Here is a 24,552-nt window from a genome sequence, read left to right on the forward strand (position 1 = left end):
ACTGCTGATATCGCCCTGGGCTTCGAAGCAGGCCTGGCGATCGTACTGCTGGCGATCATGCTCGACCGTATCTGCAAACAACCCGACGCCAAAGTAGGGGGTGACGCATGAGCATAATTCGCTTCGAAGACGTAGACGTAATCTTCTCCAAGGATCCACGCGAGGCGCTCAAGCTGCTCGATCAGGGCATGACCCGCAACGAGATCCTGAAGAAAACCGGGCAGATCGTCGGCGTGGAAAAAGCCACGCTGGACGTCAACAAGGGCGAAATCTGCGTGCTGATGGGCCTGTCCGGTTCGGGCAAGTCGAGCCTGCTGCGCTGCATCAACGGCCTCAACACCGTGAGCCGTGGCAAGCTGTTCGTCGAGCATGAAGGCAAGCAGATCGACATCGCTTCCTGCACCCCGGCCGAACTGAAAATGATGCGCACCCAACGCATCGCCATGGTCTTCCAGAAATTCGCGCTGATGCCGTGGCTGACGGTGCGCGAAAACATCAGTTTCGGTCTGGAAATGCAGGGCCGTCCGGAGAAAGAACGGCGCAAACTGGTCGACGACAAACTCGAACTGGTCGGCCTGACGCAATGGCGCAACAAGAAGCCTGACGAACTCTCTGGTGGTATGCAGCAACGTGTTGGTCTGGCGCGGGCGCTGGCGATGGACGCCGATATTTTGCTGATGGACGAACCGTTCTCGGCACTCGACCCGTTGATCCGTCAGGGTCTGCAAGATGAGTTGTTGGAGCTGCAACGCAAGCTGAGCAAGACCATTGTGTTCGTGAGTCACGACCTTGATGAAGCACTGAAACTCGGCAGCCGTATCGCGATCATGAAAGACGGCCGGATCATCCAGTACAGCGTGCCGGAAGAGATCGTGCTCAACCCGGCGGACGACTATGTGCGCACGTTTGTCGCGCACACCAATCCGCTCAACGTGCTGTGCGGCCGCAGCCTGATGCGCACGCTGGACAACTGCAAACGCATCAATGGTTCGGTGTGCCTGGATCCGGGCGGCGATTCGTGGCTGGATCTGGCTGAGGGCAACACCATCAAGGGTGCGCGGCAGAACGGTTCAGTGCTGAATTTGCAGAACTGGGCGCCGGGGCAAGCGGTGGAAGGGCTGGAGCGTAAGCCGACGCTGGTGGATTCGAACATCGGCATGCGCGATGCGTTGCAGATTCGTTATCAGACCGGCAACAAACTGGTGCTGCACGATAACAATCATGTGGTGGGGATCTTGGGCGACAGCGAGTTGTACCACGCGTTGCTGGGCAAGAACCTGGGGTAAGAAACCCGGACACAAAAACGCCGCGAGAGGATCGCGGCGTGATCGTTCCCACGCTCTGCGTGGGAATGCAGCCCGGGACGCTCCGCGTCCCACAACAGCGGACGCGGAGCGTCCATTGATGCATTCCCACGCGGAGCGTGGGAACGATCATGCAAAAGGGGCTCAATCGAGCCCCTTTTGTTTTAGCGGTTTAGCTATACACCCGGCCAAGGAGCTGCCGATGGCTTTCAAACTGATCGAGCACATCCCGCGTGATCTGATCCTGCGTGAAGCCCATCAGGTCGTAATCCTGGCTGCCGTTGTGCAAATACACTTCAGCGCGGTAGTAACGCTGGCGTGCTTCATCGGACTGCGCCGATTCAGTCGGGGTCGCCAGATAACCGTCCAGGCTGACTTCGTAAACGAAAGGGTTGCCCTCTTCCATCTCGACACGCACACCCATGCAACGCTTGGATTTACCCAGCAGCGTCTGCACTGTCAGACCCTGCGCACGCATCTGCGCGGTGGCGTCTTCCAGCGCCGGGCTGACTTGTTTGTCCATGAAACGCTGCACCACCGATTGGCTTGGCTGCAGATCGAGTTGCGTCAGACGCTCGCTGAAACCACGACGACCGCGCTCTGCCAGTTGCGCTTGCTCCTGTTCGATCTGCACGTCCTGGCGCATCGCCTTGTGCAGGCCGAACATGAAGAACACCAGCACCACCGAGAACGGCAGACCGGCCAGCACGACCATGGTTTGCATGGCTTCGAAGTTACCGGCGAACAGCAGGCCGATGGTCACCAGGGTGATCACGGCCGACCAGAAAATCCGCAGCCAGTGCGGCGCATCTTCATCGACGTTGCCGCCCTTGCAGGACAGGTTCGCCATCATCACCGCGCCAGAATCGGCCGGGGTCAGGAACAGCACGAAGCCAACAAAGATCGATACACCGATGACGATTTTCGACGCCGGGTAATGCTCAAGCATTTGGTAGATCGCCATCGACGGCTGTTCCAGCGCCGTCTTGCCGAGCTCCACTGCCCCTTGGTTGATCACCAGATCCAGCGCCGAGTTACCGAAGATCGACAGCCAGGCCAAAGTGAAGCCCAGCGGAATCAGCAGTACGCCAGCGACCAGTTCACGCACGGTGCGACCACGGGAAATACGCGCGATGAACATGCCGACGAATGGCGCCCAGGAAATCCACCAGGCCCAGTAGAACAGAGTCCACAGGCCCATCCAGCGTTCGGTTTTTTCGGCACTGCCTTCGTACACATAAAGGTCGAAAGTTTTCAGCACGATACCGTTGAGGTAGTCGCCGATGTTCTGCACGAAGCCGTTGAGCAGGTGCAAGGTCGGGCCAAACAACAGCACGAAAATCAGCAGACCGCTGAACAGCACGATGTTCAGGTTGGACAGACGACGAATGCCGTTTTCCACGCCGGACACGGCAGCGATGGTCGCCACGGTGCTCATCACGATGATCACGATCAACAGGTTGGTGTTGCTGTGCTCCATGCCGAACAGGTTTTCCAGGCCCGACGACACTTGCAGCGAACCAATCCCCAGGTTCGTCACCAGACCCAGCAGCGTTACGAACATGCCGAAGCCGTCCACCGCATGACCGGCCGCGCCTTTGACCCAACGCTCGCCGACCAGCGGATACAGCGCCGAACGCAGTGCCAGCGGCTGGTTATGACGGTAAGCAAAATAGGCTACGGCCAGACCGACCAGTGCGTAGATCGCCCAGCCGTGCAGGCCCCAGTGCAGGAACGTCAGTTGCACCGCCTGACGCGCGGCCATGTTGGTGGCCGAAGCGCCTTCCGGCGGATTGAAATAGTGATCCAGCGGCTCGGACGCGCCGAAGTACAGCAGCGAAATACCGATACCCGACGAGAACAGCATCCCCGCCCAGGCGCCGTAACTGAAATCCGGGGTGTCGTCCTTGCTGCCCAGTTTGAGTTTGCCGTACGAGGAAAACGCCAGACCTACGACAAAGACCAGATAAGCGGCGATCACCACCATGTAGTACCAGCCGAAGCTGCGCGACAACCAGGCCTGAGCGATACCCAACAGTCTGCCGGCCTCTTGCGGGGCGATAATCAGAATGGCGGTCAACAACAGAATCAGCGCGGTAGAGGTGTAAAACACCCAACCGTTGACCGTCACCTTCTCGGGCGGGGTCTTTATTAGCGAGGCAGAACTCATGGCACAAATGCTCCAGGCAGTGCGAGAGAAGAACACAAGGCAACACGGCACCCGACTAATCGGTTAGTTGGCAGCCGACCGACGGGTGATATAAAGACACCCCGAAAAAAGCCCGAACCCTGAGAGCGCCGTGGCGTATAGGGTTCGAGCGGTTTTGGATGTCAGTTTTTGCGCCATTCACATGTGGGAAAAATCTGTAAGCAGCGACGATTTGTCGCAGATCTTATTCTTTGTTGATTGAACGTTCAATCAAAACAAAATAGACTGGCCCTCAATCCGATGAGCGTTGATCGCCCCTCGGAAGGCCTAAGGAGATGTGCAAGATGCCCAAGGTCGGTATGCAACCCATCCGCCGCCAACAACTGATCGAAGCCACTTTGCAGGCGGTCGATCAGGTCGGAATGGGGGACGCCAGCATTGCGCTGATCGCCCGTTTGGCCGGTGTCTCGAATGGCATCATCAGTCATTACTTTCAGGACAAGAACGGCCTGATTGCCGCCACGATGCGGTATCTGATGAGCGTCCTCAGCGAGAACGTCACCCTGCGCCGCCAAGCGCTGGCAGATGACAGCCCACGGGCGCATCTGCAGGTGATCATCGAAGGCAACTTCGACGCCAGCCAGGTCAATGGCCCGGCAATGAAAACCTGGCTGGCCTTTTGGGCCACCAGCATGCACCAGCCGTCTTTGCACAGGTTGCAGCGGATCAACGATCACCGTCTGTATTCCAACCTGTGCTGCGAGTTCCGCCGTGTGTTGCCGCTCGAAGATGCGCGCACCGCAGCGCGTGGCCTGGCAGCGTTGATTGACGGTTTGTGGTTGCGCGGCGCGCTGTCGGGAGACGCTTTCGACACGGCGCAGGCGCAACAGATCGCTTACGAATACATGGATTTCCAATTGGCCAAGAAGGTGAGCTAGAGCACACAGAAAACGCTCGGCCCCTCACTGCCACCGCAGCCTCACCGCGGTGGTCAACGCCAACCACTAATGCACTTGCGAGGACACTATGGCCCGTTTCGAACTGCAAAAACTTTACATCGATGGCGCGTACTCGGACGCCGGCAGCGATGCCACCTTCGAAGCCATCAACCCGGCTAACGGTGAAGTCCTCGCACAGGTGCAACGTGCGACCAAGGAAGACGTCGAGCGCGCTGTAGTCGCCGCTGAAAAGGGCCAGAAAATCTGGGCCGCGATGACTGCCATGGAGCGTTCGCGCATCCTGCGCCGTGCCGTCGACATCCTGCGCGAGCGCAACGATGAACTGGCTGCGCTGGAAACCCTGGACACCGGTAAATCCTTCTCCGAAACCAAGTACGTCGACATCGTTACCGGCGCTGACGTGCTGGAATACTACGCAGGCCTGGTGCCGGCGATCGAAGGCGAGCAGATTCCACTGCGCGACACTTCTTTCGTCTACACCCGTCGCGAGCCGCTGGGCGTGGTTGCCGGCATCGGCGCGTGGAACTACCCGATCCAGATCGCGCTGTGGAAATCCGCGCCAGCCCTGGCGGCCGGTAACGCGATGATCTTCAAGCCAAGCGAAGTCACCTCGCTGACCACCCTGAAACTGGCCGAGATCTACACCGAAGCCGGCGTTCCAAACGGTGTGTTCAACGTGCTGACCGGCAGCGGCCGTGAAGTCGGCACCTGGCTGACCGAGCACCCGCGCATCGAAAAAATCTCCTTCACCGGCGGCACCGACACTGGCAAGAAAGTAATGGCCAGCGCTTCGGCTTCGTCGCTGAAAGACGTGACCATGGAACTGGGCGGCAAGTCCCCGCTGATCATCTGCGACGACGCCGATCTCGATCGCGCTGCCGACACCGCGATGATGGCCAACTTCTACAGCTCCGGTCAGGTCTGCACCAACGGCACTCGCGTGTTCGTTCCGGCGCACCTGAAAGCCGCTTTCGAAGCCAAGATCGTTGAACGCGTTGCACGCATCCGCATCGGCAACCCGGAAGACGAAAACACCAACTTCGGCCCGCTGGTCAGCTTCGCGCACATGGAAAGCGTGCTGGGCTACATCGCCAAGGGTAAAGAGCAAGGCGCCCGCGTCCTGTGCGGCGGCGAGCGTCTGACCGACGGCGAATTCGCCAAAGGCGCATTCGTCGCGCCGACCGTGTTCACCGATTGCACCGACGACATGACCATCGTTCGTGAAGAAATCTTTGGCCCGGTCATGGCGATCCTCTCCTACGAGACCGAAGAAGAAGTAATCCGCCGCGCCAACGACACCGACTTCGGCCTGGCCGCCGGTATCGTCACCAAAGACCTGAACCGCGCCCACCGCGTGATTCATCAACTGGAAGCCGGTATCTGCTGGATCAACGCCTGGGGCGAGTCCGACGCAAAAATGCCGGTCGGCGGCTACAAGCAGTCGGGTGTTGGCCGTGAGAACGGCATCAGCTCGCTGAATAACTTCACCCGCATCAAATCGGTACAGGTCGAGCTGGGCGATTACGTTTCGGTGTTCTAACCCGAGATTTGCATTGCTCGCGAGGCCATCTTCGCGAGCAGGCTCGCTCCCACAGGTTTGGTGTCGTGCACCAAATCTGTGGCATCCCCAATCCCCTGTGGGAGCCAGCCTGCTGGCGATTGAGTGCAAAGCACTCACCCGGCCTGACCTAACCACTATCAAAGAGGGTGCATTCAATGTCCCAAGAATTCGATTACATCATCATCGGTGCCGGCTCGGCCGGTAACACCCTGGCGACCCGTCTGACTGAAGACGCCGGCGTCACCGTTCTGCTGCTCGAAGCAGGCGGCCCTGATTACCGTCTCGACTTCCGCACGCAAATGCCGGCTGCTCTGGCGTTCCCGCTGCAAGGTCGTCGCTACAACTGGGCTTACGAAACCGACGCCGAGCCACACATGGACGGTCGCCGGATGGAATGCGGTCGCGGCAAAGGCCTCGGCGGTTCTTCGCTGATCAACGGCATGTGCTACATCCGCGGCAACGCGATGGACTACGACGGCTGGGCGAAACTGCCGGGCCTGGAAAACTGGTCGTACCTCGACTGCCTGCCGTACTTCCGCAAGGCCGAAACCCGCGACATCGGCCCGAACGATTACCACGGTGGCGAAGGCCCGGTCAGCGTGACCACGCCGAAGGCTGGCAACAACCCGTTGTTCCACGCCATGGTTGAAGCGGGCGTACAAGCCGGTTACCCGCGCACCGAAGACTTGAACGGTTATCAACAGGAAGGCTTCGGCCCGATGGACCGCACCGTGACGCCGAACGGCCGTCGTGCTTCCACCGCCCGTGGCTACCTCGACACCGCGAAAAAGCGTTCGACCCTGACCATCGTCACCCACGCCCTGACCGACAAGATTCTGTTCGAAGGCAAGCGTGCGGTTGGCGTGCGTTACCTGGTCGGTTCGGCTGAAGAGCGCGTTGAAGTCAAAGCGCGCAAAGAAGTGCTGCTGTGCTCCGGCGCCATCGCTTCGCCGCAGATTCTGCAGCGTTCCGGTGTCGGCCCGGCCGAACTGCTGAAGTCGCTCGACATCCCGGTGGTTCACGACCTGCCAGGCGTCGGTGAAAACCTGCAGGATCACCTTGAGCTGTACCTGCAATACGCCTGCACCCAACCGGTGTCGCTGTACCCGTCGCTGCTCTGGTACAACCAGCCAGCCATCGGTGCCGAATGGTTGTTCAACGGCACCGGCATCGGCGCCAGCAACCAGTTCGAAGCCGGCGGTTTCATCCGTTCGCGTCCGGAATTCGAATGGCCGAACATTCAGTACCACTTCCTGCCGGTGGCGATTAATTACAACGGCAGCAACGGTGTGAAAGAGCACGGTTTCCAGGCGCACATGGGTTCCATGCGCTCGCCAAGCCGTGGTCGCATCCAGGCCAAGTCGAAAGACCCGCGCCAGCACCCGAGCATCCTGTTCAACTACATGGCCACCGAGCAAGACTGGCAGGAATTCCGCGACGGCATCCGCCTGACCCGTGAAATCATGCAGCAGCCTGCGCTGGACGCTTTCCGTGGCCGCGAAATCAGCCCGGGCATCGAAGTGCAATCCGATGAGCAACTCGACAAGTTCATCCGCGAGCACGCCGAAACCGCGTTCCACCCGTCCTGCTCGTGCAAGATGGGCACCGACGAGATGGCTGTGGTGGATGGCGAAGGTCGCGTGCACGGCATGCAGAGCCTGCGTGTGGTCGATGCTTCGATCATGCCGATCATCACCACCGGCAACCTCAACGCGCCGACGATCATGATCGCCGAGAAAATCGCCGACAAGATCCGTGGCCGCCAGCCGCTGCCACGCAGCACCGCACCGTACTATGTTGCGGGCGATGCACCGGTGAAGGGCAAGCCGATGCGTGATATCACCCCGGTTGCTCAGTAAGACGTAATACCGAGGCGCGGCCTTCGCGAGCAAGCCCGCTCCCACAGTAGATCTCCAGTGAACACAAAATTTGTGAACACCCGGGATCCAATGTGGGAGCGGGCTTGCTCGCGAAGGGGCCCTCACATTCAGCACAAATTCCCCCGCTGCACAGTAAATCCCCCTACACCCCCTCTTCACTTGATCCTACCCCCACGCAGGCCTACTCTAGACCTCGCGCAACCGTTTCACCCCCTCCCCGCCGTCGCTTTACCGCTTCCCCCTGACAAGGAGGTTCCCGAATGTTCGATTTCCACCCCCAGCTCAAGCAGCGCTTCGCTGCCTTGCGCACGGGCGCTGAGTTTTTTTCCCTGCGGTATGTACGCGAGTCCGGGCAATACCTGTCGGTGCGCAAGAACGTCGCCGAACCGCCAAGCCTGAACCGTGACGAGGGCGCGATGCTCACCGTTCGCGTCAATGGCGTTGAGGCGTATGCCGCGACCAACGACCTGTCGCAACAAGGCCTGCAAGCTGCGCTTGAACGCGCCGAAACTCAGGCCCGCCGCCTCAAGCCGCACGCCTTGCTCGACCTGCGCGATCAGCCGGTGTCCAGCGATCGCGCTGATTACTTTTCGCCCAATCTTGAACAACCCTTCCCGTCCCTGAGCGAATGCTTCGAGCTGCTCGGCGCGGAATCCGCCTCGGTGCCAAAGGATGAGCGCCTGGTGAACTGGCAGGTGAGCATTGGCATTACCCACGTCGAACAGATTTACCTGAGCAGCGCCGGGGCTGAATTGCGCCAGGTCCAGCGCTTCGTCTATCCAGGCCTCGACGTCACCGCTTACGACGGCAACGACAGCCAGACCCGCAGCCTCGGCCGCGAGAACTTCGGCCAACAGGGCGGCGCTGATGTGATCAGCCGCTGCGGTTTGATCGGCGCCGGCCCACAGGTTGCCGATCAGGCGCTGCAACTGTTGCTCGCGCCGAACACCCCGCAAGGCCCGCGCGACCTGCTGCTGATGCCGGATCAAATGATGCTGCAGATCCACGAATCCATCGGTCACCCGCTGGAACTCGACCGCATTCTCGGCGATGAACGCAATTACGCCGGCACCAGTTTCGTCAAGGCCAGCGACTTCGGCAGCCTGCAATACGGCTCGAAGCTACTCAACGTAACCTTCGATCCGGGCATTCCCGAAGAACTCGCCAGCTACGGCCATGACGACGACGGCACCGAGGCCAGCAAACAATTTTTGATTCGCGAAGGCCTGCTGCTGCGTCCATTGGGCGGTGCGCTGTCGCAATTTCGCGCAGGGATGGACGGCGTCGCCAACAGCCGTGCCTGCGGCTGGAACCGCGCGCCGATCGACCGCATGGCCAACCTCAATATCGAACCGGGCGATCAGCCGTTGAACAAGCTGATCGAAGGCATCGAGCACGGCATTTTGATGAGCACCAACCGTTCGTGGTCGATCGACGATGCGCGCAACAAATTTCAGTTCGGCTGCGAATGGGGCCAGTTGATCGAAGACGGTGAACTTAAAGGCGTGGTGAAAAATCCGAACTACCGGGCGATTTCCGCGCACTTCTGGAAAAGCCTGCGCGCCGTCGGTGACGCCAACACCGTCAAGGTGCTGGGCACGCCAAACTGCGGCAAGGGCGAACCAAATCAGGTGATCCGCGTCGGCCACGCTTCGCCGGCCTGCGTATTCAGCAACGTTGATGTGTTTGGGGGAGACGCCTGATGAGCATTTCGAAGAGTCAGTCCGACGCCTTCAAGGTCATGGTCAATTGGCTGCGCGACAGCGTCCGTGAGCCGGAGCAATTCACCCTCAGCTTTGCCGCCGAATCCTCGGCGTTCGTGCGTTTCAATCACGCCAAAGTGCGTCAGGCCGGGCAAGTGCAGCAGGCCAACATCGTTCTGAAGCTGATCAACGACGGCCGTCATGCCGACCTGCAAGTCACCCTCTCGGGTGATCAGGAAGGCGATCTGCAACGCCTCGCCGAAGGCCTGCAACAACTGCGCGAAACCTTGCCGCTGTTGCCGCAGGATCCGTATCTACTGCTCAATCACAACGGCTGGCAGAGCAAGAATGTGCAGGAACATCCGCTGCCGGACACGGAACAGGTGGTCGATGAAATCTGCGCCGCTGCTGAAGGTCTGGACTTGGTGGGCTTCTATGCCGCCGGGCCGATCAGCCGTGGTTTCGCCAGTTCTTCGGGGGCGTTTGGCTGGCATCAGGCCAATAGCTTCAACTTCGATTTCAGCCTGTTTCACGAGAACGGCGAAGCGGTGAAAGCCAGCTACGCCGGGCACGACTGGAGCAGCGAAGGGTTCGCCAAGCGCTTCGGTCAGGCGCGCGAGCAACTGGAATTTCTCGGTCGGCCGTTGCGCACCCTGGCGCCGGGGCAGTACCGCGCGTATCTGGCGCCAGCAGCGTTGGAAGAAATCATGGGCATGTTGAGCTGGGGCGGATTTTCGGCGCAGTCGATCGCGAGCAAAAGCAGCCCGTTGCAGAAGTTGTATGTCGGCGATCAGGCGTTCAGCCCACTGGTGTCGTTGGACGAGAAGGTCAGCGATTCACTGAGCCCGGCGTTTTCCGGCGAAGGTTATCCACGCAGTGATCTGCGTTTGATTGTCGAGGGCAAGGCGGGCGATCAACTGGTTGGTTCACGCAGTGCGGCGGAATATGGCCTGGCCGCCAACGGCGCCGGTGGTGGTGAAATGCCAAGTGCGTTGAACATGGCGGCGGGGGATCTGTCGCAAGCAGAGATCCTCAAGCAGTTGGGCACCGGGCTGTACATCAGCAACCTGTGGTACCTGAACTACTCGGATCAACCGGCGGCGCGCATGACCGGCATGACCCGTTTTGCGACCTTCTGGGTCGAGAACGGCGAAATTCAGGCGCCGGTGAGCACCATGCGGTTTGACGACAGCGCGTACAGCCTGCTGGGTTCGCAGCTGGAAGCGCTGACGGCGGAGCGTGAGTTGCTGCTATCGGCGAGTACATATAGCCAGCGCAATACCTCGTCGGCGTTGCTGCCGGGCGCGCTGGTTAGCCGTTTGACCTTGACCCTGTAAAACAAAGATCCCCGGCACACAGGGGATCAACTGTTGGAATAGAAACTGTGGCGAGGGGATTTATCCCCGCTGGGTCGCGCAGCGGCCCCAAAAAATGGGACTGCTGCGCACTCCAGCGGGGATAAATCCCCTCGCCACAGGGTTTCATGTTTGAACAAGAATCTGGATTAACCACCCATCAGAGGTTCCATGCCCAATCGCCCGCCTCTCGACGCCATCACCGCCCGCTGGTTGCCGTGGGTCGTCGCCATTGCGTTTTTCATGCAGTCTCTCGACGGCACCATTCTTAACACCGCCCTGCCCGCCATGGCCCGCGATCTCGCCGAGGATCCGTTGCGCATGCAGGGTGTGATCATCGCCTACATGCTCACCGTGGCGTTGCTGATCCCCGCCTCAGGCTGGATCGCCGACCGCTTCGGCACCAAGAAAATCTTCTTCGGTGCGATTCTGCTGTTCAGCTTCGGCTCGCTGCTTTGTGCGCTGTCGAGCAGCCTGAGCATGCTGATCGGCGCTCGCGTCATTCAAGGCCTGGGCGGTGCGTTGATGCTGCCGGTCGGGCGACTGGTGGTGTTGCGCGCTTATCCGCGATCCGAACTGGTGCGGATCATGGGCTTTATCACCATTCCCGGTCTGCTCGGCCCGTTGATCGGCCCGACCATGGGCGGCTGGATGGTCGAATATCTGACGTGGCACTGGATCTTTCTGATCAACCTGCCAGTCGGCGTCATCGGTTGCTACGCAGTGTGGAAATTCATACCCGACCTGCGCGGCACTGAACGTACGCGCTTCGATAGCTTGGGTTTCCTGCTGTTCGGCGCGGCGATGATTCTGATCACCATCGCCATGGAAGGCCTTGGCGAATTGCATCTGCCGCACCTGCGGGTGATGTTGCTGCTGTTCGGCGGCATGGCCTGTCTGGCGGCGTACTGGTTGCGCGCCGGGCATATCGAAAACCCGCTGTTCGCGCCGTCACTGTTCAAGACCCGAACCTTTGCCGTCGGCATTCTTGGCAACCTGTTTGCGCGTCTGGGCAGCGGCGCGTTGCCGTTTCTGGTGCCGTTGCTGCTGCAAGTCGCGCTGGGTTATTCACCGTCGCAAGCGGGGATGAGCATGCTGCCGCTGGCCGCTGCGGCGATGATAGCCAAGTGGGTGGCGCGACCGCTGATTGAGCGACTGGGTTATCGCATCGTCCTCACCGGCAACACGCTGGCGCTGGGGATCATGCTGGCGAGCATGGGCCTGGTCAGCGAGCAGACGCCGTACTGGTTGCTGCTGTGTCTGCTGGCGGTACTTGGCGCGATCAACTCGCTGCAATTTACGGCGATGAACACGGTGACGTTGATCGACCTCGATGATGCGAGCGCCAGCAGCGGCAACAGTTTGCTCTCGGTGGTGGCGCAGTTGTCGTTGAGTCTGGGTGTTGCCTGCGCGGGTGCGTTGCTTGGCGGGTTTACGGCGGAGGTCGGTAATGATGGTGTGGAGACTGTGCTAGGTGCCTTCCAGCTGACCTTTGTCACGGTCGGGATCATGGCGATGTTGGCGGCGACGATATTCTCACAGCTGTCGAAAGAAGACGGCCGCCGCGCGAAACGGCCGGAAGAACACATTGAACACTGATTTGTGCTGAAGGGCTTCTGTGGGAGGGGAATTGTGAGAAGGGAATTGTGGTGAGGGGCTTTTGTGGTGAGGGGATTTATCCCCGATGGGTTGCGTAGCAGCCCCAAGTGGGTTGAATGCGATCGGTCTGATGTACCGAGGTGACAGATTTGGGGGTGCTGCGCACCCCAACGGGGATAAATCCCCTCGCCACAGATAAATCCCCTCGCCACAGGTAAATCCTTCACTTCTGGTTTTAGTCGCTGTTCGTCCAGAACTTTCGAGGAAAGTGGCACGGGGCTGCTACACTGCGCGACATTTTGTTTTGCAGGCCAGTCCCGTGACCACCATCGCCACCGCTTTTAATACTCTGCCGCTGTCCGCCGCCATGCTGGCTAACCTCGAATCCCTCGGTTATGCCCAGATGACGCCGATCCAGGCGCAGAGCTTGCCGGTGATCCTCAAAGGGATGGATCTGATCGCTCAGGCCAAGACCGGCAGCGGCAAAACCGCCGCGTTCGGCATCGGTTTGCTGAACCCGATCAACCCGCGCTACTTCGGTTGCCAGGCGCTGGTGATCTGCCCGACGCGTGAGCTGGCCGACCAGGTCGCCAAGGAAATCCGTCGTCTGGCCCGTGCCGAAGACAACATCAAAGTCCTGACCCTGTGCGGCGGCGTGTCATTTGGCCCGCAGATCGCTTCGCTGGAGCACGGCGCGCACATCATCGTCGGCACCCCGGGCCGCATTCAGCAGCACCTGCGCAAAGGTTCGCTGGTGCTCGATGGCCTGAACACGCTGATCCTCGACGAAGCCGATCGCATGCTCGACATGGGCTTCTACGACGCCATCGAAGACATCATCGTCAAAACCCCGGAGCGTCGTCAGACCCTGCTGTTCTCCGCGACGTACCCGGTGGGCATCAAGCAACTGGCGTCGAAATTCATGCGTGACCCGCAAACGGTGAAAGCCGAAGCGTTCCACGATGACACGCAGATCGAGCAGCGCTTCTACGAGATTTCCCCGGAAGATCGCATGAGCGTGGTGACCAAGGTCCTGCACCACTTCCGCCCGGCGTCGTGCGTGGCGTTCTGCTTCACCAAGCAGCAAGTGCAAGAAACCGTTGATCACCTGACCGCCAAAGGCATTTCCGCCGTCGGCCTGCACGGCGATCTGGAACAGCGTGATCGCGATCAGGTGCTGGCGATGTTCGCCAACCGCAGTACTTCGGTATTGGTTGCCACCGACGTTGCCGCCCGTGGTCTGGACATCGATGCGCTGGACATGGTGATCAACGTCGAACTGGCGCGCGATTCGGAAATTCACATTCACCGCGTCGGCCGTACCGGTCGCGCTGGCGAGAAAGGCATCGCGATCAGCCTGGTGGCTCCGGGTGAAGCGCATCGCGCGCAGGCCATCGAACAGCTGCAAAAATCGCCGCTGAACTGGGATCAGGTCGATAACCTCAAGTCCCAGGGCCTCGCGCCGCTGCAGCCGCCGATGACCACGCTGTGCATCGGTGCTGGCCGTAAAGACAAAGTGCGTCCGGGCGACATTCTGGGTGCACTGACGGGTGATGCCGGTATTCCGGGCGCGCAGGTTGGCAAGATCGCGATCTTCGATTTCCAGGCTTATGTGGCTGTCGACCGCACCGTGGCCATGCAAGCGTTGCAGCGCCTGAACGACGGCAAGATCAAAGGCCGTTCGCTGCGCGTGCGTATCCTGTAACCGATCTGCTGGCCGACAGAGATCAAATGTGGGAGCGGGCTTGCTCGCGAAGTGGGAGTGTCAGACAACATCAATGTTGACTGATATACCGCTTTCGCGAGCAAGCCCGCTCCCACATTGGTCTTCGGTGAATTTTGAATTCTTTGTGAGGACACCGTTTTGCGCTCTACCGAAGTCGTGATCATTGGCGCTGGCGCCGCTGGGTTGATGTGTGCACTGACCGCCGCCGGGCGTGGGCGTCAGGTGTTGCTGCTCGACCACGCGAACAAGGCCGGCAAGAAAATCCTGATGTCGGGCGGTGGCCGCTGCAATTTCACCAACATGTACACCGAGCCGAGCAATTTCCTCTCGCAGAATGCGCACTTCTGCAAATCCGCACTGGCGCGTTACACCCAGTGGGATTTCATCGGCATGGTCGGCAAGCACGCCGTGCCGTATCACGAGAAAAAACTCGGCCAGTTGTTCTGCGATAACAAATCCAGCGACATCCTCGAAATGCTCCTCACCGAGTGCGATCAGGCCGGCGTCGAGTTGCACCTCGACACGTCGATCCAGACCATTGAGAAAGTAGAGAGCGGTTACCTGCTCGACACTACCCTCGGCCAGATCCAGTGCCAGTCGCTGGTGATCGCTACCGGCGGCCTGTCGATCCCGACGTTGGGCGCCACCGGTTTTGGTTATCAAGTGGCCAAGCAGTTCGGGCATGAGTTGCTGCCGACTCGCGCCGGCCTGGTGCCGTTCACCATCACCGATCAGCTCAAGGAATTGTGCACCGAGCTGTCCGGGACGTCGGTGGATTGTCTGGTCAGCTGCAATGATCAGAGCTTTCGCGAAAACATCCTGTTCACTCACCGCGGCCTCAGCGGCCCGGCGATTTTGCAGATCTCGTCGTTCTGGGAATCGGGCGATACAGTGGAGATCAACCTGCTGCCGGATCACGACGCGGCGAGCTGGCTGCAACAGCAAGTGGCCGAGCGTCCGAACAGTGAATTGAAAACTTTGCTGGGTGAGATTTTCACCAAGAAGATGGCCAATCTGCTGGCGGATAACTGGTTTGTCTCCAAGCCGATGAAGCAGTACACCCACGCAGAGCTGGCGGAAATCGCCGAGAAGCTGGGCAGCTGGAAAGTCGTGCCGGCGGGGACTGAAGGTTATCGCACGGCCGAAGTGACCCTCGGTGGCGTTGATACCCGCGAAGTGTCGTCCAAAACCATGGAATCGCTGAAAAGCCCTGGCCTGTATTTCATTGGCGAAGTGCTCGACGTCACCGGGCATCTGGGCGGCTTCAACTTCCAGTGGGCCTGGGCCTCCGGCTACGCCGCCGCGCAATACGCCTGACGACTACCGCTTTTTGTAGGAGCTGAGCTTGCTCGCGAAAGCGGTCTGACGGTCAGCACTTTTATTGAATGTGAGGCCGTCTTCGCGAGCAAGCTCAGCTCCTACAAGGGGTCGCGGGGCGATCAAGGAACACTTTTTGCTGTCAGATGTGATCGCCGCCATTGCGTCGGCGTCATTACTGGCTCAATTTAGCGGCATCGCCTCGGAAGGCCTTCGCACTTCATGTCCTCGACCTCGTTTCGTCAGTCTTTGCGGCGCCTGTGGGCGCTGGATAAATTCAGCTACAGCGTGCGGGTGTTCATCGCCCTGACCGGCAGCATGGCGCTGTGTTGGTATCAGGATGAAATGGGCCTGTTGATACCGTTGTTCCTCGGCATCATCGCCAGCGCCCTGGCCGAAACCGACGACAGTTGGCAGGGCCGCCTCAACGCCCTCGCCGTGACGCTGGTGTGTTTCAGCATCGCCGCGCTGTCGGTGGAATTGCTCTTCCCCTACCCCATCGTGTTTGCCATTGCCCTGGCGCTGGCGAGTTTCGGCCTGACCATGCTCGGTGCGCTCGGCGAGCGTTATGGGGCGATTGCTTCGGCGACGCTGATTCTGTCCGTGTACACGATGATCGGCGTGGATCAGCGCGGTGGCGCGGTCACCGATTTCTGGCACGAACCGATGCTGCTGGTCGCCGGTGCTGCGTGGTACGGCTTGCTCTCGGTGTTGTGGCAGGCGCTGTTTTCCAATCAGCCGGTGCAGCAAAGTCTGGCGCGACTGTTCCGCGAACTGGGCTTTTACCTGAAACTGAAATCCTCGTTGTTCGAGCCGATTAGGCAGATGGACGTCGAAGCGCGACGCTTGGAACTGGCCCAGCAAAACGGTCGCGTGGTGGCGGCGCTGAACAGTGCCAAGGAAATCATCCTGCACAGGGTCGGCAACGGTCGCCCCGGCTCGAAAGTCAGCCGCTACTTGAAGCTGTACTTCCTCGCGCAGGACATTCACGAACGCGCCAGTTCTTCGCACTATCCGTACAACGCCCTCGCTGATGCGTTTTTCCACAGCGACGTGCTGTTCCGCTGCCAACGCCTGTTGCGCCAGCAAGGCAAAGCTTGCCGAGCACTGGCCGAGTCGATCCAGTTGCGTCAGCCGTTCATCTACGACGCCAGTTTCGCCGAAGCCCTCAGCGACCTCGACGCGTCCCTCGAACACCTGCGCATCCAGAGCAACCCGGCCTGGCGCGGGCTGCTGCGCTCGCTGCGCGCACTGGCGGCCAACCTCGGCACCCTCGACCGCTTGCTCAGCGACGCGAGCAATCCCGATGCCTTGGCTGACGCGACCGACAGCAGCCTGCTCGACCGTTCACCACGCAATTTCAAAGATGTCTGGGTGCGCCTGCGCACACAACTGACGCCGACGTCGCTGCTGTTCCGTCATGCCCTGCGCCTGCCATTGGCACTGAGTATCGGCTACGGCATGGTGCATTTGATTCACCCGTCGCAAGGCTACTGGATCATTCTCACCACGCTGTTCGTCTGCCAGCCGAACTACGGCGCGACGCGGCGCAAACTCGGTCAGCGGATTTTCGGCACCGCCATCGGCCTGACCGTGGCGTGGGCGCTGTTCGATCTGTTCCCGAACCCGTTGGTGCAATCGTGTTTCGCCATCGCTGCCGGCGTGGTGTTCTTCACCAACCGCACCACCCGCTACACCTTGGCGACCGCCGCGATCACCATCATGGTGCTGTTCTGCTTCAATCAGGTCGGCGACGGTTACGGGCTGTTCCTGCCACGGCTGTTCGATACCTTGCTCGGCAGCTTGATTGCGGGGCTCGCGGTGTTCCTGTTCCTGCCGGACTGGCAGGGTCGACGCCTGAACAAAGTGCTGGCCAACACCCTGACCTGCAACAGCATCTATCTGCGGCAGATCATGCAGCAATACGCCGCAGGCAAAAGCGACGACCTCGCTTATCGTCTCGCCCGGCGCAATGCGCACAACGCCGATGCGGCGCTATCGACGACGCTGGCGAACATGCTCATGGAGCCGGGGCATTTCAGGAAGGAAGCGGATGTCGGTTTCCGCTTTCTGGTGTTGTCGCACACGTTGCTGAGTTATCTGTCAGGCCTGGGCGCGCATCGCGAGACCCAGTTGCCGGCGGAGGTGCGCGAACAGTTGATCGATGGGGCCGGGGTGAAACTGGCGGCAAGCATTGATGAAATTGCTCAGGGGCTGGCGAGTAAACAGCCGATTGCGATTCAGAGTGATGAAGAAGAAGCGCTGGCCAATGAGCTGGAGCAGATGGCCGATGAGATTGATGAAGGGCAGCGGTTGGTGCAGACGCAATTGGCGCTGATTTGCCGGCAGTTGGGGCCGTTGCGCACTTTGGCGGCGCACCTGATCAAGGACACCAGTGAGGTTAGTGCTGGCTGACAGAACCCTTCGCGAGCAGGCTCACTCCTACAGGGGAACGCATTCCAAATTGTAGGAGTGAGCCTGCTCGCGATAGGCCATTAGCCACACACAAAATTCTGGATCAGTCTTCACATCCCATGCTGCCTAAGCATCCGCTCATAACTCCCATCCGCCTTCATCGCCGCAATCGCCTTATCAAACCCCGCGACAATCTGCGCATGCTGCGGATTCTTCAAGCTGACCAAAATATGCAGGCTGTTCTCACTCAACGGCTTGGGCAAAAACTCCACGGAGTTGCGCACCTTGGCTGATTCCCGCGCCAGGTAATACTTCGCCACGTACTCATCTTCCAGCGTCAACTTGACCCGATCCGCCGCGAGCATGCGCACGGCCATGGCGAAGTTATGCACAGGGACTTTCTGCAACGCCGTGTCGGCATCGAACGGCGCTGAATAGGCATAACCGCGCACCACCGCAATCGGATAGGTGTGCAGTTGTTGCAAATTGGAATAGTCGAGTGGCGTGTCTTTGCGCTTGAGAAAGCGGATGCGGTTGAGCAGATATTCGCCGGAAAACTGCCCGAGTCTGGTGCGATCTTCGTTGTACCAAGCGTTGACCAACACGTCGTAACGCCCTTCGCCAACACCCATCAGCGCCCGTGCCCACGGCACTTGCTCGTAGCCGCTGGCATAACCGGCGCGGGCCAGCGCGGTGCTGACGATGTCGGTGGCCAGGCCGCCATTGACCAGCGTGTCGTCGGTAAAGGGCGGCCAGATATCAAACACCAGCCGCAGCTTGTCCGCTGCAGCGGTTTGAGCCAGCAGGAGCAGTCCGATCAACGCAAAGGCTCGATACACACGCGGCATGCTTGAAAATCCTTAGCGGGCGGGCTGCCCGGCCTGTTTTCAGTCAAAACCCCAAGGCCCCTTACCGGCAAAACCCAGGCACTAACAGTAGCTCAACGGAGCCAGTGCACAGCGCTCTCCAGCAGATTACACAAAGACGTGACGACCGCGAGAAAGGAATGATGGCATTTTGATCTTTGTCACAGACTCTTACGCCATGCAGACATCAAAGGCGTGGACGCTTAGTATCCGGACACACGTTCAAGGAGTCGGCAAATGAATATCGAGTGGATCTGCAAACATCACAGCGATCTGGGCAAGGAGCAGCTGTACGCCATTTTGAAGCTGCGCTCGGAAGTGTTCGTGGTCGAACAGAAATGTGCCTACCTGGATCCCGATGGTCAGGATCTGGCCGGCGACACCTGCCATTTGATGGGTTGGGCCGATGATCAACTGGTCGCCTATCTGCGCCTGCTGGATCCGGAATCCCAGGGCGGTGACGTGGTGATTGGCCGCGTGCTGACCTCAACGGAGGGACGCGGTAAAGGCCTGGGCCACGAGATGCTGGAAGAGGCGTTGAAACAAGCTGAGAAGAACTGGCCAGCGATACCGATCTATCTGTCGGCGCAGGCGCATTTGCAGGGGTATTACGGCAAGTACGGGTTTGTGGTGGCGGGTGAGGAATATCTGGAGGATGACATTCCACATATTGGAATGCGTCGCTCTTAAGGGCCCTTTCGCGAGCAAGCCCGCTCCCACACCTGGGATGCATTCCCCCTGTGGGAGCGGGCTTGCTCGCGAAGGCGTCAGCTCAGGCGCAACACACTTTACGGATATTCAAGCACAGCCTTGATCTGCCGCAAATTCCGCTCAATCCACCCCCGATCAATCGCCCCCCACTCGCGAATCCGATAACGCCCGGCATGGTTGCGTGCGCCCTCTTCTTGCTCGAATTCACAAATGATGTCCAGATCCGCCAACGCCGCGATCGTGTCCTGCGCCGTGCGCCGGGGCATGCCGGTCACTTCGGTCAGCGTCGGTACACTCGGCGCCAGGCCGCTGTCGATCAGGTACGCCACGTATAGGCGGCGATAGAAACTGCTTTTGGTCTTGCTGACGTCCATGCATGGGCCCATTAATTGGAAAATCAAAAGATCGCAGCCTGCGGCAGCTCCTACAGATCCCGCCACGTCAGGTACACGCGCAGATCAAACTCGATCTGGTGATACCCCGGCAGCATGTGCTCGCACAATTTATAAAACGCCTTGTTGTGATCCGACTCTTTGAAGTGCGCCAGTTCGTGCACGACGATCATTTTCAGAAAGTCCGGCGCGGCGTCCTTGAACAACGAGGCGATACGAATTTCTTTCTTCGATTTGAGCTTGCCGCCCTGCACCCGCGACACCGTGGTGTGTAGACCGAGGGCGCGGTGGGTCAGGTCGAGGCGGTTGTCGAACAGCACCTTGTCGATGGCCGGGGCGTTGCGCAGATATTCCTGCTTGAGATCCAGCGCGTAGCTGTACAACGCCTTGTCGCTCTGCACATCGTGCCGCCCCGGATAACGCTGGCTCAGGTAATCGCCCAAACGCCCTTCGGCGATCAGTTGGCGCACCTGATCCTGCAATTGCGCGGGATAGGCCTGGAGGTACTTCAACACGGTCATGGACGGGCGGCACGGTTCGAAAAAAAGGTGCGCCAGTGTAGCGAATTCAACCGGGCAGCGCGCTCCAGTCGAAAGGCTCGGCGAAGCTGGCGGCGTCTTCGGCGATCAACGGCCGCGCGACGAGGAAACCTTGCACGTACTCGCAGCCATGCGCCTGCAGCCATTGGTATTGCTCGATGGTTTCGACCCCTTCGGCGATCACCAGCAAACCGTACTGTTTGCACAGGTTGATCACCGTGCTCACCAGCGAAGCGTCGCGTGCAGAGTCGGGTAATCGAGCGATGAGGTGGCGATCGAGTTTAAGCGTGTCCAGCTCCAGATCACGCAGATGCGCCAGCGAACACGGGCCAGAACCGAAATCATCCAGCGCCACCCGCACACCGAGATTGCGCAACAAGCGCAGTTGCTTGCGGGTTTCGTCAGGGTTTTGCATCAAGGCTTCTTCGGTGACTTCAACTTCCAGTTGCCGAGGCTGCAGCGCATGGCGCTCCATGACCTGACGCAATTCAGTGACCAGGTTCGGCATGCTGAACTGGGTGTTGCTCAAACTCACACCAAGCACCAGATCTTCAGCGAACAAGGTTTCCCAGGCTTTGCGTTGGCCAGCGCCGCGATGATAAATCCAGCTGCCAAGCCGACTGATCAACCGCGCCTCTTCCAGCAACGGCAAAAACAGCCCTGGCGGGACATCGCCAACGCTCGGGTGCTGCCAGCGCAGCAGTGCTTCAAACCCACGGATCTGGCCAGTGTCGATGGCCACTTGCGGCTGATAAACCAGATTGAAATCACGGTTCTCGATGGCGGTGCGCACGCTTTCTTCAAGCATCAAGCGCGAACGGGCGCGGCCATTCATTTCGTGATCATAGAAGCGATATTGCTGACGACCGGCGCGTTTGGCTTCGTACATGGCAATGTCGGAGGCGCGCAGCAATCCGTCGAGGTTTGAGCCGCAGTCCGGGAACGTCGCGATGCCGATACTGGCGCCGAGGGCGATATCCAGTCCTTCGATTTGCTGGCAGATGGAAACGCGCTCGATGAGTTTCTCGGCAATCTTTGCCGCTTGCTCAGGGAATTCCAGATCCAGCAGTGCGGTGAATTCATCGCCGCCCATGCGCGCGAGGATATCGAACGGTCGCAGGCAAGCCTTCAACTGTTCAGAGACCCAGCGCAACACGCGGTCGCCAGCATCGTGACCCAGCGAATCGTTGACCCGTTTGAAGCCATCGAGATCCAGATACAGCAGCACCCAACTGCTGTCGCTGCGTTCCCCACGCAGCAGCAGGTTTTCAACGGTCTGGTAAAAACCTCGGCGATTGAGCAAACCGGTCAAAGGATCGGTAACCGCTTGGAATTCCAGTTGCTGATGAAGGTGACGTACGACCGACATGTCCAGCACGGTCACCACCATCGCGTGCTGCTCAGACGGCAGCGCAGCACATGAAAGTGCCACCGGCACCTGCTGGCCCGGCGCGGTGCGTAATAATGCGTCGTGCAGTCTTAGGGTTTCCCCGCGTTTGTAGCCGGCATAAAACTCGGAATCGGCCCACACGGGAATGTGCGGTTTCTGCAGATAGTCGAGAAACTCCTTACCTTCCAGCTCCGTTACTGGCGCGTTGAGCAGCCGGGAAATCGCCGGGTTGGCAAAACGGATCACGCCGTCCTCGCCCACCACCAAAATCCCTTCGGCAGCGTTATCCAATACCGAGGCATTAAAGGCTCGCGCCGCTTCCAGATCATGACTCAGACGCTGCAAGGCGCGGCGATTGCGCTGGTGTTCCAGCAACGCCTGCACCTTGGGCTTGAGAATCTGTGGGTCGAACGGTTTGAACAGGTAATCCACCGCACCACTGGCGTAACCCTTGATCACGGCATCCTGAGATTGCTCGTTGGCGGTGAGGAAAATAATTGGCGTAAGGCGCGTACGCTGACTGCCGCGCATCAGCCGCGCGACCTCGAAACCGTCCATACCCGGCATCTGCACATCGAGCAGTACCAGATCGACGTCGTGTTCCAGCAACAGACTGAGCGCCTCGAAACCGGAGGCGGCGGTGATGACCTGCCAGTCCTGACGCTGCAGCAACGCGCGCATGCTGATCAGGTTTTCAGGGTAATCATCAACAATCAATAGGACAGAGTTGCCTTCACCTGGCGGGGGTTGCGCGCATTCCATGCTGCTTCTCTTCTCGGGACTACAGGTCGGTTCCGGTAAAAACCGTACACATACTGAGCGTTCACTCTAGTCCGGGATCTGTAAAAGCAATAGCTGTCATCAGGCCATCATTTAACCAAACGTGCTATTTACCGACTAACGGTCACCGCTGCAGCCCCCGGAATCCGGGGAAGATGGCATTTCGACAGGATGTTGACGTCAATCATCTGCCAAACGGGCGTTAACAAAAAACGCCTCTACGCTTATAAAGGCCGCCCCCAAAAGGCGCGGGCTAGAGCTTCTGGCACCCGCGTTCAGGATGAACTGAGTGGAAGAACCGACATGATCGATCTCGCAACCTGGAACCTCAGCGTTCCCGTCGGCAGTCCGCCGTACACCGTCGAAACCTCAAAACTGGTGAATGGCTTCAAAGATCAGTACTTCCATTCCGACACCGGCACCTTGTTCTTCTGGTCACCGGTCACCGGCTCTAAAACCGAAAACGCCATCTATCCGCGCACTGAACTGCGCGAGACTTACAGCAATGGCACGCTGCGAAACTGGTACTACCCCGACGCCGACAACTTGCTGCGCGCGACGGTTACGGTCAACAAAGTGCCGAGCTCGGGCAAAATCGTGATCGGCCAGATTCATGCGTATGAAAGCCAGCGGCCAATGGTGAAACTTGAATATCAGTACAAGACCAAGACTGAAACCGGCAATCTCGTGATCAAAGTGCGCATGCACCCGGATGACAAAGAAAGCCGCGTTATTACTTTGGCCACCGGGATCAAACTGGATAACGAATTCAACTACCTCATCCACCTGAGCCCGGGCGGCGCGCTAGGCGTGAGTGCGGCCGGTTATCAATGGGATTCCCAGATCAGCGCGACGTGGCGGAATAAGCCGCTGTACTTCAAGGCCGGGGTTTACGTGCAAGACAACACCGGTTACACCAGCGAAGGCGGCCAGGTGACCTTCACCAAACTGGATATCGATCACGATAAATAACCCACCGAGCCCCCCCTGTGGGAGTTGGCTTGCCAACGATGATGGCCTCACAGAGACCTCCTATCCAACAGACCCCATCCGCTGCAATTGTAGGAGTGATCAGTCGCCTATTTGCTTCAGAAGTATAGCGAAATGTTATTAATAACTGTCATTTATGACAGGTGACGAGCCACCAATCTCAATCTAAATTCATCTGGCAACTTCAAAAGAGCTGGGCAGGAAAACAAACCTCCCTGTGCGGGCAATAGACCACTCAACATTCAGGAGTAATTAAATATGGGCACCACAGTTATCACTTCAGTAACAGGACGCAACTCCAACGAAGAGACTTTCATCACCGGGACCGGGCCTGCCAACACATATATTTTTGTAACTAAAGATGGTCATGGACATAAGTTTGGACATGGCGCGACAGATGCACGTGGGCGCTTCAATATTTCACTTGGGAAATTACAATCGGATATTTATGACTGGGTTGTTTGCGAATCGTCGGCTGACGGTCGGGTTGATGAGAGCAAAGGCTACTCTGCGAAGGTTCGCCAAGTCGTAGATGCCTCCTGAATATTTAAAGGGACAGACTTGTTTAGCCCAACAAAAAACCCGCCTCTCGGCGGGTTTCTTTAACAGGACAAACCAAACACTCAGTTAACCTTAGCGTTCAACTCACCTTTCAGATAACGCTGATACATCGCTTCCAGCGAGATCGGTTTGATCTTCGAAGCATTACCCGCAGTACCGAACGCTTCATAACGAGCGATACACACATCACGCATCGCCGTCACGGTCGCGCCGAAGAATTTACGTGGGTCGAATTCGCTCGGGTTGGTGGCCATCAGGCGACGCATCGCACCGGTGGATGCCAGACGCAGGTCGGTGTCGATGTTGACCTTGCGCACGCCGTATTTGATGCCTTCGACGATTTCTTCAACCGGTA

At 59.0% G+C, this 24,552-nt stretch carries 19 protein-coding genes and 1 pseudogene; 14 read left to right on the top strand and 6 right to left on the bottom strand.

All coding sequences use genetic code 11. From position 1 onward, the window contains the following. Both ACIP1X_RS21945 and choV read left to right on the top strand, forming a co-directional pair. Nucleotides 1–111, top strand: a pseudogene (locus tag ACIP1X_RS21945) (choline ABC transporter permease subunit); the annotation flags it as partial. Further along, the gene (gene choV, locus ACIP1X_RS21950) at nt 108–1,286 is read left to right on the top strand and encodes a choline ABC transporter ATP-binding protein (RefSeq protein ID WP_053124583.1); all 1,179 of its coding nucleotides are present in this window, start codon (nt 108–110) and stop codon (nt 1,284–1,286) included. The pseudogene ACIP1X_RS21945 and the gene choV, both read left to right, overlap by 4 nt. A 190-nt stretch (nt 1,287–1,476) precedes the next feature. On the opposite strand, the gene betT is transcribed toward choV, so the two are convergent. Continuing rightward, the gene (gene betT / locus ACIP1X_RS21955; protein ID WP_053124585.1) at nt 1,477–3,474 is read right to left on the bottom strand and encodes a choline BCCT transporter BetT; all 1,998 of its coding nucleotides are present in this window, start codon (nt 3,472–3,474) and stop codon (nt 1,477–1,479) included. 323 nt (nt 3,475–3,797) lie between these two features. Here betT and betI point away from each other — a divergent pair, with 323 nt between their 5' ends. The 9 genes from betI (at nt 3,798) to yccS (ending at nt 17,968) form a co-directional block, all read left to right on the top strand. Then, entirely contained in the window at nt 3,798–4,391 is a 594-nt protein-coding gene (gene betI, locus ACIP1X_RS21960; protein ID WP_053124587.1) for a transcriptional regulator BetI, read from the top strand. Nucleotides 4,392–4,479: 88 nt separating this feature from the next. Next, entirely contained in the window at nt 4,480–5,952 is a 1,473-nt protein-coding gene (gene betB / locus ACIP1X_RS21965; protein WP_400755060.1) for a betaine-aldehyde dehydrogenase, read from the top strand. 176 nt (nt 5,953–6,128) lie between these two features. Next, entirely contained in the window at nt 6,129–7,832 is a 1,704-nt protein-coding gene (gene betA / locus ACIP1X_RS21970) for a choline dehydrogenase (protein ID WP_400755062.1), read from the top strand. A 281-nt stretch (nt 7,833–8,113) separates the two neighbouring features. Then, the gene (locus tag ACIP1X_RS21975; protein WP_400755064.1) at nt 8,114–9,556 is read left to right on the top strand and encodes a TldD/PmbA family protein; all 1,443 of its coding nucleotides are present in this window, start codon (nt 8,114–8,116) and stop codon (nt 9,554–9,556) included. Continuing rightward, nucleotides 9,556–10,893, top strand: coding sequence for a TldD/PmbA family protein (locus tag ACIP1X_RS21980; protein WP_400755065.1), 1,338 nt, complete (start codon nt 9,556–9,558; stop codon nt 10,891–10,893). The genes ACIP1X_RS21975 and ACIP1X_RS21980 overlap by 1 nt, the downstream gene beginning before the upstream one ends. A gap of 189 nt (nt 10,894–11,082) precedes the next feature. Then, nucleotides 11,083–12,510 carry a multidrug transporter subunit MdtD gene (mdtD, locus tag ACIP1X_RS21985; protein WP_008085779.1) on the top strand — a complete coding sequence of 476 codons (1,428 nt, stop codon included), beginning with the start codon at nt 11,083–11,085 and terminating at the stop codon, nt 12,508–12,510. Nucleotides 12,511–12,829: 319 nt separating this feature from the next. Further along, nucleotides 12,830–14,215, top strand: coding sequence for an ATP-dependent RNA helicase DbpA (gene dbpA / locus ACIP1X_RS21990; RefSeq protein ID WP_008085781.1), 1,386 nt, complete (start codon nt 12,830–12,832; stop codon nt 14,213–14,215). Between the two features lie 159 nt (nt 14,216–14,374). After that, nucleotides 14,375–15,553: an NAD(P)/FAD-dependent oxidoreductase gene (locus ACIP1X_RS21995; protein ID WP_400755068.1), complete on the top strand. Its 1,179-nt coding sequence runs from the start codon at nt 14,375–14,377 to the stop codon at nt 15,551–15,553. 222 nt (nt 15,554–15,775) lie between these two features. Then, nucleotides 15,776–17,968 carry a YccS family putative transporter gene (gene yccS, locus ACIP1X_RS22000; RefSeq protein WP_400755071.1) on the top strand — a complete coding sequence of 731 codons (2,193 nt, stop codon included), beginning with the start codon at nt 15,776–15,778 and terminating at the stop codon, nt 17,966–17,968. A gap of 110 nt (nt 17,969–18,078) precedes the next feature. Here the strand turns inward: yccS and ACIP1X_RS22005 are convergent, their stop codons facing one another. Beyond that, nucleotides 18,079–18,816, bottom strand: coding sequence for an ABC transporter substrate-binding protein (locus ACIP1X_RS22005; RefSeq protein ID WP_053124610.1), 738 nt, complete (start codon nt 18,814–18,816; stop codon nt 18,079–18,081). A 255-nt stretch (nt 18,817–19,071) separates the two neighbouring features. On the opposite strand from ACIP1X_RS22005, the gene ACIP1X_RS22010 reads away from it, so the two are divergent. Continuing rightward, complete coding sequence (locus ACIP1X_RS22010; RefSeq protein WP_053124612.1) at nt 19,072–19,524, top strand: GNAT family N-acetyltransferase; 453 nt, start codon at nt 19,072–19,074, stop codon at nt 19,522–19,524. Between the two features lie 98 nt (nt 19,525–19,622). On the opposite strand, the gene ACIP1X_RS22015 is transcribed toward ACIP1X_RS22010, so the two are convergent. The 3 genes from ACIP1X_RS22015 to ACIP1X_RS22025 are packed head-to-tail and all read right to left on the bottom strand — an operon-like array spanning nt 19,623 to nt 22,628. Next, nucleotides 19,623–19,919, bottom strand: a complete 297-nt coding sequence (locus tag ACIP1X_RS22015) for a helix-turn-helix domain-containing protein (RefSeq protein WP_016772794.1) — start codon at nt 19,917–19,919, stop codon at nt 19,623–19,625. Between the two features lie 50 nt (nt 19,920–19,969). Then, nucleotides 19,970–20,458, bottom strand: coding sequence for a YgjP-like metallopeptidase domain-containing protein (locus tag ACIP1X_RS22020; RefSeq protein WP_159811846.1), 489 nt, complete (start codon nt 20,456–20,458; stop codon nt 19,970–19,972). 46 nt (nt 20,459–20,504) lie between these two features. Next, the gene (locus ACIP1X_RS22025; RefSeq protein WP_053124617.1) at nt 20,505–22,628 is read right to left on the bottom strand and encodes a bifunctional diguanylate cyclase/phosphodiesterase; all 2,124 of its coding nucleotides are present in this window, start codon (nt 22,626–22,628) and stop codon (nt 20,505–20,507) included. A gap of 321 nt (nt 22,629–22,949) precedes the next feature. Here ACIP1X_RS22025 and ACIP1X_RS22030 point away from each other — a divergent pair, with 321 nt between their 5' ends. Beyond that, entirely contained in the window at nt 22,950–23,618 is a 669-nt protein-coding gene (locus ACIP1X_RS22030; protein ID WP_053124619.1) for a polysaccharide lyase family 7 protein, read from the top strand. A gap of 276 nt (nt 23,619–23,894) precedes the next feature. Beyond that, nucleotides 23,895–24,179: an Ig-like domain-containing protein gene (locus ACIP1X_RS22035; RefSeq protein ID WP_400755075.1), complete on the top strand. Its 285-nt coding sequence runs from the start codon at nt 23,895–23,897 to the stop codon at nt 24,177–24,179. Nucleotides 24,180–24,259: 80 nt separating this feature from the next. Here the strand turns inward: ACIP1X_RS22035 and ACIP1X_RS22040 are convergent. Beyond that, nucleotides 24,260–24,552: class II fructose-bisphosphate aldolase (locus ACIP1X_RS22040; RefSeq protein WP_400755078.1), on the bottom strand; the 293-nt coding region annotated here is incomplete at its 5' end.

The organism is Pseudomonas sp. NPDC088885, assembly GCF_044750025.1.
Classification (GTDB): domain Bacteria; phylum Pseudomonadota; class Gammaproteobacteria; order Pseudomonadales; family Pseudomonadaceae; genus Aquipseudomonas; species Aquipseudomonas rustica.